Below are 7,616 nucleotides of genomic sequence, written 5' to 3'. Positions count from 1 at the left end.
GGGTCGAACAGTGGCAAAAGTCACTGATGAAATAACAATATTAATTGTACAAGGAATGTATATAAAAATGAAAAAAATTAAATGTATGTTATTTTCGCTTGTTTTTTTTTGTGTGTAATTTTTTTTGCATCTATAGGCTGTTTTGCTTTGCCTAATACACCAAATATCAGTTTAAATACTTCGGGCAACATGGCCAATAGAGGTCTCGTTTTAAAGTATGACGGCTGGGTCTATTATTCCTTTGACGGCAGCGGACTATATAGAATGAAAGAGGATGGAAGCCAGAAGAAAAAGATATATAATGGCCGGTATGATAACTTAACTGCATATGATGGCTATATTTACGGATATTGCAGGTATACCGAGACAAATAACCCTAAAGAAGAGGGGTTTTTCAGGATGAAACCAGATGGGACGGAAAGGATAAAAATCAGCAATCAAGACATGGATTGCATTACAATATATGATGGATGGATATATTATATATTACTTACTGATCATTTCAAACCTCACAAAATGAAGCTTGACGGTACTGACGACCGAAGGTTGAATGATTATCCAATGAGCTATATGAATGTCGCTGATGGGTGGATATATTTTGAAAGTCATATAGGTGGCGGGAAAATATATAAAATGAAGCATGATGGCAGTCAAGTTACGGAAGTTAGCGAGTATGGTAGATCAAGTACAATTTTGATGATGTGGAACAGTATATTGAATCTATCAAAGCAGACAATGATGTTTTTACTTTCTGTATGGATGAAAGCAGTTTTACACATGGATATGGTGATGGACAGATTGAGATAAAGGATTTGGGAGACAATGCGGTCTATGTAAAAATAAAAAGCTTTACGTTAGACCTCGAGGATAAATTTATCGAGAAACTGGACAAGATTGAAAATCCCAAGGAAAAAATTCTTGTAATTGATTTAAGGGACAACAGAGGAGGATATATTCTAACTGCAGATGCTATTCTTGACTATTTGCTGCCGGAATGTTTGATATATTATTATACATACTTCTGGAACGGATATACGGTCTCTCCTTATTCTGCTGCCGATTATGTTGAGTTTAAGCAAATATTGATTCTCGTTAATGAGAATACGGCAAATAGTGCGGAACTTCTTACATTAGGGCTAAAAAAACACTTAAAAAATACTATCGTTATTGGACGTACCACTTTTGGAGAAAACACCAGCCATATAGTGTATCATAATGAGGAAGAAGGTTTTGCCGTATACCTTGCGAGTTTTTACTGGAATGTGGAAGGTCAGAACCTAACGGAAAGCGGTATAACACCGGATATAGTTGTCAAGAATGATTCCGATTATATGAAGGAAGTGGAAAAATTATTACAGCTCGCTCGGTGACAAAGAGAGATTTTTAAAAATTGATTTGAACTGCCTTTATTTCAAAAAAGCTTTAAAGGTATAAGAAAATATTTAAGTATAACTTATGCTCATTGGTTTGTAATCTACGGACCGATGAGCTTTAAATTTGGTATGGAGTAAGAATTTTGTTTTTAGTCGCTAGATAACATAAAAGTAATTAAAAGTTTAGCAACAGTTATGAACCTCTGATTTATAAGTTTTTTAGACTATGGACTATAGTTTTGAACTATGCTAAAATATACGGATACGGAAGGAAACGAGAGGATATTTGGATGAATAAAGTATCATATTTTGGCAATATTTTTAAAAGGTTCAAAAGAACGTTCATAGGTGACAGAAAATTCTACAAAACAGTACTGGTGCTTGTCCTACCGATTATTATTCAAAACTCTATTACCAATTTTGTCAACCTGCTCGACAATATTATGGTCGGACAGGTGGGGACAGCTGAAATGTCCGGTGTTGCAATTGCAAACCAGCTTATGTTCGTATTCAATCTGGCGGTGTTCGGAGGTTTGGCCGGAGCCGGTATCTTTGGCGCACAGTTTTTTGGAGCAGGCGATAATGACGGTGTTAGGTATACATTCAGATATAAGCTGTGGATCTCTGCTGTGATATTAGTGGTTTCACTGGCAGTATTTTTGACTGGAGGAGATTGGCTGATTTCTCTGTTTCTTAAGGGAGAGGGAGACCCGCTGGAAGCGGCGGCAATGCTGGAGCACGGACACGCTTATTTGAGAATAATGCTGTGGGGGCTTTTGCCTTTCATATTGTCCCAGGCATACGGAAGTACTCTTCGTGAGGCCGGTGAGACAGTGCTGCCTATGGTAGCAAGTATAGCTGCTGTGGTAACAAACCTGTGCTTAAACTATGTGTTGATATTCGGTAAACTGGGTTTTCCCGAATTGGGAGTCGCGGGTGCTGCTATTGCAACGGTTATATCCCGCTATGTGGAGTTGGTGATTATAGCTGTATACACCCATAGGAATACGGCTCGATTTGGGTTCATAGTTGGACTTTACCGTTCTTTAAGGGTTCCGGGGAAACTTGCACTGACAATATTCAATAAGGGAATGCCTCTACTGATAAATGAGATTTTGTGGTCGATTGGAGTATCAATGTTGACGCAGATATTCTCAACATATGGACTGAATGTTGTTGGTGCTCTTAATATATCCAATACCATAACAAACCTGTTTAATGTAGTATTTATATCAATGGGGTCGGCGGTTGCCGTTATGGTAGGGCAAGCTCTCGGAGCCGGTGATATGTCCCGTGCGAAAGAATACTCATGGAAATTGATTTTTTTCAGTGTATGTACCTGTTTTGTAGTCGGGGCGATACTCATAGCTGTAGCTCCTGTAATACCGCACATATATAATACAACTGAAGATGTGCGAAGCCTTGCAGCTCACTTCATGAAGGTGAGTGCACTTTACATGCCGTTTTTTGCCGTATCCCACTGCAGCTATTTTACTATACGTTCGGGAGGCAAAACGTTTATTACCCTTGTCTTTGACAGTGCATACACATGGGGTGTAGTTGTTCCTGTGGCTTATTTGATTTCAAGATATACAGATTTTAATATTTATGCTGCCTATCCGGTATGTTATCTTCCTGATGCTTTAAAGAGTGCAATCGGAGTGTATATCATAAAGAAAGGCCAGTGGGCCCAGAATATTGTAGCCAAAAAGCAGCCGGTGTAAAGACGGAAATTCACGTTATATTTTATGGATTTCATAGGGTGAGATGCACTATGGATTTTAATTGCATATACCATTTTATGAGAGCTTATAAAGCATTGTTTGTATTAATTAGGGCAAATCCCAAAGGTTTTTATTATATTGATTTATTGAGAGCTTTTGAAAAATATATGGATTTGGATTTAAACTCCAAAAAAATAGCTATGCTTAAAAGTGATATTAATCATATTAAAAATGTTGATGCAATTGAAAAGGATTACCTGATAAATGAATTAAATGTTTACAATCAAAATAGAATTTTTTATGATATTAATAAGCTGAATAAATATGCTTATGTGTTACCGATTGTGGCAAATGAGATGATTAAGCTGTTGGAAAGAAAAGAGTACGAAAGAGTGTATGATTTTACCGATGCAGTTCATAATCTCCCGGAATTTCTTGTTACTGATTCTTGGACTGCGGACAACTATTACAAAGTCTATATAAAGCCATACAATAAAAAGTGGAAAGCTACTTTTTTGTGCGAATTAAAAGGCCGGTAAGGGTTTTGCAGGGCTGTTCAGCGTATATATAAATGTGGGGGAGAAAATATGCTTGAATTATGTGTTTATTTAAAAACTGTAAGTGATGATGGAATCAAGAAATGGGAAAAAAGATTCCAAGATGCAAAAATGAAGGTAAATATTCACCCGGATTTTTCTTTTTCCAACCAATTTGGTTTTCTGCCTTTTAAAATACATTTTGATGAACCGGATATAAGTCTTCTAAAAGATAAAGACTGGATATCGGGTTTTGAAATGTATATTGACGATTTTAACTTTGAAGATATAAAAAAAGAGGCACAGCCTAAAAAATCATTTCTAAAGTCGTTATTTAGCCTATCAAAAGATGAGTTTGTATTTGTAAATAAAGAAGTGGATTCTATCCTGAGTGAATGTAAAAAACAGATAACTCTAAGGTGGGGAACCTTGGATACATTAGAGTTTAGGATGGCTTTTTTGAGCGCGGCAATTCTTCCGGAAATTTTCGGTGGGGTATGTTATGACCCGCAAGAAGACCGTTGGGACTATGGTCAAGGTTTGTTTGAGAAATTTTTAAGCGAAGTAAATAGTTTTGAATCCGATATAAAGCCAATCCGCTGGAAATTACATGAGTTTGAAAAGTGGATGTGAGCGTATCCGTCCTCAAAAACATTGTATAGAATTGTGCATATAAAATCTTTCGGGAGAACTATATGAAAGTAAAGATTTTGAATATAATTTTTATTGCTAGTCTTCTATTAAATGTTTATTTTATTTTAAAAAACACAAATATTCATAAAATAAAAGAAGAGGAAAGTATTTTGTCATATCTGCAATTACTAAATCTAGAAGAGGAAAAAGAGGTAAGTAATGATAATGTTGATATAATAGAAAATAACCCAATAGATAACTTTTTTGATGAACACAAGTTATCAAAAGTGAATTCATTTACTTTAAGAAGAGTAATGTTTCTATATATGCAATCTTGGAAGAATGAAATGGATAATGCGTATGATATATTAATAAAAGCAGGTCACGATAACATAAAGGATAGCGTAAAGGAATCCTGGAGTAAATTTGCTCAGTACGCTGAAAGTGAGGCAGATGTTGGAGTCGGTGTTTATGCCTCAGATGCTTTTGGAAATGAAACGGGAAAACATGGTGAAACTATTACTTATGGTACGATTGGACCATTTCAAAGAAATGCGACTTTGGCTAGACTATATAAAAAGAGGACCATTGAGATTTTTGAGTATTTCAGAGATTTGGGTATAGAAGTGGAATTTGCTTTTGATGAAAACAGTTTTAGTGAAGAAGATTTGGAGCTTTTTCACTAATGTTAATTATTTCCAAAACTGGTTCATGATATTAATATTACTAGGTCTGAACTATGTGTAGTTCTCGTGAATTATATAAAAACAAAGAAAGTAAACGATAGAAATTCTTGTCGTTTACTTTCTCTTGTATAAGCAAATATATATTTCTCATGATAAATAATTATTATTTAATAAACATCAGGGGATGATAGTATTAAAAACATTAACAATAATCATTACATCTGCCATATTTATTGAACCGTCGCTGTTTAAGTCGTAAGATGCAATATACTCGTCATCTCCGCGTACCGAATTAAATACCTTAACTATTAAAGCAATATCTTCTATATTAATAACTCCATCTTTGTTTAAGTCAGGACTCTTTTGAGGTGCTGGTGTTGATATACTGTTAGCATATGCTGCCATAAACACTAGAAGGGAATTCCAACCTGTAGTGTGCTCATTTGTTGTAAATTCGGCGGCGCTTTCCATATAGCATTTGGCAGGAAATATCGATATGTTTGCACCATTATATTTATTAGGACCTCCGGGCATAATTCCCTTAGGAATTCCCGGTAACCCGTCCTGGCTCCATGTGTCGAATATTTCTTTAATGCAATCATCGCCATACCCAGATACAAAGCTCTTTCTCATAGGATTGGCACCTAAAATCCAGTTTAATGAAGAAAGAGCCATCATATTAACTTCCTCAGAATTCATCCCGAAAATGGCGGATCCAAGTAAAACTTCTCTAGGACAACCAAGTATTACACTGTTAGTACCCCAGTAATAATTACCGTATTCAATTACATTACCCCAAGGATTGTTTTTTACTCTATTTATTTTATTATTTGCCCATTTGGTAAAACTATCTCTAAACCAGCTTTCAACATCACTGTCACGGTTTTTGGCTTTCATGTAGTTGAAAAATCCATTTTCCCAACCAAAAGAACCATCTCCGGATTCGCTTGAATAAACTTTCTTATAGTTTGACTTAACATAATCATGACAACTTGAATCGCCTGTAGCCCTATACAAAGAAGCTGCAGCGAAAAACCTTGAACATTCGTCGTTGTCTGTAGCATAAGATCCACCTGGGGCTTTAATATTATCTGGATTCTGTAGAAGAAACGCCCATCCGCTTTTAGCAGCATCTAAACACTCTTTAGCAAAGGCTGGATCATACTTCGAATATATCAATGAAGCCTGAGCTAAAACCCCGACGGCAGCTGCGGTATCATTTGTTGATTTTATATTTCCGATATTGTCTTTTTTATCCATTATAACCCTTTGGCCAGCTGAGAAGTTGTCTGTAAAAGTGACACAGCAATAAAAACCGCCGCTTTCGGGATCTTGCATTTTCAAAATCCACTCAAGTTCCCATCTAACCTCATCAAGTATATCAGGAACGCCGTTGCCGCTTTCAGGAATATTATTTTGATTATCATAGAATACTTCCGGGTACATCTCATAAGCACTCAATAGATTTGATGCTGTTTGTGCTCCGGTAATTACATACTTATTGGGATCGCCGGCATCGTACCATCCTTTTGACACATCTTTTGTAATCGATGGATTGGAGGCAAAGGCACAATTGAAATCCTGAGGTGTCTTATCTTTTCGTGGGTAATCGGTACAATACGGAGCCTCAAGGTCTATATTGGCACGTTGATAATAAAGGTATCTTGACGCGTCAACCAATAAAGATTTATAAATGTCATTTCCTATCTTAAACTTAGGAGACGCATCTATACCTTCTGCATTAACTGTAATGTAATATTCACCGGGTTCTTTAAGGTCGGTAAATATAGCTTTAAAAACCCTTTCTCCCGAATCATATGCGTCATAATCCGCAACGAGGACCAATTGTCCGCTATAAGCAACCGAGTCGTCAGAAACTCTCCTTACCTGAAACTCTGTTCCGACAGTGGCATTAAAATCATCTTCAAATCCACTGACAAAGGCATATTTTTCAGAAGACTCCAAAAAACCAACCTGATTTACTTTAATAGCCGGAAAAGCATTTTCTTTATCGGGAGAAGTTATTTTAAGCTGATTTATCCAAACACAAAACGGATCCAAATTCACTTTGTCCAGAACAATAGCCTTTGCATTATATGGGTCCATGCCAAGTGACGGATCTAAAATATCCTTTAAAGGTATTTTTACGTGCTGCCACTCGGTAGTAATGGTGCAATAATCTGTTATCGGCTTGGTTATAGTCTTTTCAACACCTGACGGACGTTCTGCGACATGATCAACCGCGCCGATTAAAAATTGCTCCCCTCCATTTTTGCCTTTCACATTAAATTCCAGGTATCCGTTCGGAACATATCTTGATACATCATGGCAGTTCCATTCAGCCAGACAAAGTATAACCGTCATCCAATATGATGATAGCGTTGTTCTAACATTAAGTCTCAAAGAAGGTAGATTTTCATATGTAACTTGTGTGTCAACAGGCAAACTGCCATTTATCGTTTCCAATTCGTCTGCACCACTTCCGGCCCAACCGCTGAACTTATCTTTGAATACATAAAAATCCGGAAGGTTTCTCCACCCGTCAGGAGCACCTGCATTAGCTACCATCACGGGTCCAATTGCAGAGGTAAATACTACTGCAATAAAAACACAAAAAGCTAGCAAATGTTTAATATTCATAAAACCCTCCTCGTATAATATTTA

7 protein-coding genes are annotated in these 7,616 nt (G+C 36.6%); 6 read left to right on the top strand and 1 reads right to left on the bottom strand.

The annotated features are described in order from the left end of the window. Positions 1–147: 147 nt before the first annotated feature. From PLH43_RS12365 to PLH43_RS12340, 6 genes are all read left to right on the top strand, one after another. Positions 148–807 (top strand): DUF5050 domain-containing protein, encoded by a 660-nt coding sequence (locus PLH43_RS12365; RefSeq protein ID WP_324363567.1) that lies wholly within the window; start codon positions 148–150, stop codon positions 805–807. Further along, positions 756–1,370: a S41 family peptidase gene (locus PLH43_RS12360; RefSeq protein ID WP_324363565.1), complete on the top strand. Its 615-nt coding sequence runs from the start codon at positions 756–758 to the stop codon at positions 1,368–1,370. Before PLH43_RS12365 ends, PLH43_RS12360 begins: the two co-directional genes overlap by 52 nt. Positions 1,371–1,663: 293 nt before the next feature. Continuing rightward, on the top strand, positions 1,664–3,097 hold the full coding sequence (locus PLH43_RS12355) for an MATE family efflux transporter (RefSeq protein ID WP_324363563.1): 1,434 nt from the start codon (positions 1,664–1,666) through the stop codon (positions 3,095–3,097). A gap of 50 nt (positions 3,098–3,147) precedes the next feature. Next, positions 3,148–3,636: a hypothetical protein gene (locus PLH43_RS12350; RefSeq protein WP_324363561.1), complete on the top strand. Its 489-nt coding sequence runs from the start codon at positions 3,148–3,150 to the stop codon at positions 3,634–3,636. 48 nt (positions 3,637–3,684) lie between these two features. Beyond that, a complete protein-coding gene (locus tag PLH43_RS12345) occupies positions 3,685–4,266 on the top strand; it encodes a hypothetical protein (protein ID WP_324363559.1) in 582 nt (193 codons plus the stop codon). A gap of 62 nt (positions 4,267–4,328) precedes the next feature. Beyond that, positions 4,329–4,952, top strand: coding sequence for a hypothetical protein (locus PLH43_RS12340; RefSeq protein ID WP_324363557.1), 624 nt, complete (start codon positions 4,329–4,331; stop codon positions 4,950–4,952). Positions 4,953–5,129: 177 nt separating this feature from the next. Here PLH43_RS12340 and PLH43_RS12335 read toward each other — a convergent pair whose 3' ends face one another. Then, positions 5,130–7,592, bottom strand: coding sequence for a glycoside hydrolase family 9 protein (locus PLH43_RS12335; RefSeq protein ID WP_324363555.1), 2,463 nt, complete (start codon positions 7,590–7,592; stop codon positions 5,130–5,132). Between the last annotated feature and the right edge of the window lie 24 nt (positions 7,593–7,616).

The organism is Acetivibrio sp., from assembly GCF_035371925.1.
In the GTDB taxonomy this organism is placed as follows: Bacteria; Bacillota; Clostridia; order Acetivibrionales; family Acetivibrionaceae; genus Hungateiclostridium.
This window is presented reverse-complemented; position numbering and strand designations above follow the sequence as displayed.

Coding starts and splice junctions, on each gene's coding strand:
- PLH43_RS12345 (WP_324363559.1), top strand. CDS start 3,685: ATGCTTGAATTATGTGTTTATTTAAAAACTGTAAGTGATGATGGAATC.
- PLH43_RS12355 (WP_324363563.1), top strand. CDS start 1,664: ATGAATAAAGTATCATATTTTGGCAATATTTTTAAAAGGTTCAAAAGA.
- PLH43_RS12360 (WP_324363565.1), top strand. CDS start 756: ATGGATGAAAGCAGTTTTACACATGGATATGGTGATGGACAGATTGAG.
- PLH43_RS12350 (WP_324363561.1), top strand. CDS start 3,148: ATGGATTTTAATTGCATATACCATTTTATGAGAGCTTATAAAGCATTG.
- PLH43_RS12335 (WP_324363555.1), bottom strand. CDS start 7,592: ATGAATATTAAACATTTGCTAGCTTTTTGTGTTTTTATTGCAGTAGTA.
- PLH43_RS12340 (WP_324363557.1), top strand. CDS start 4,329: ATGAAAGTAAAGATTTTGAATATAATTTTTATTGCTAGTCTTCTATTA.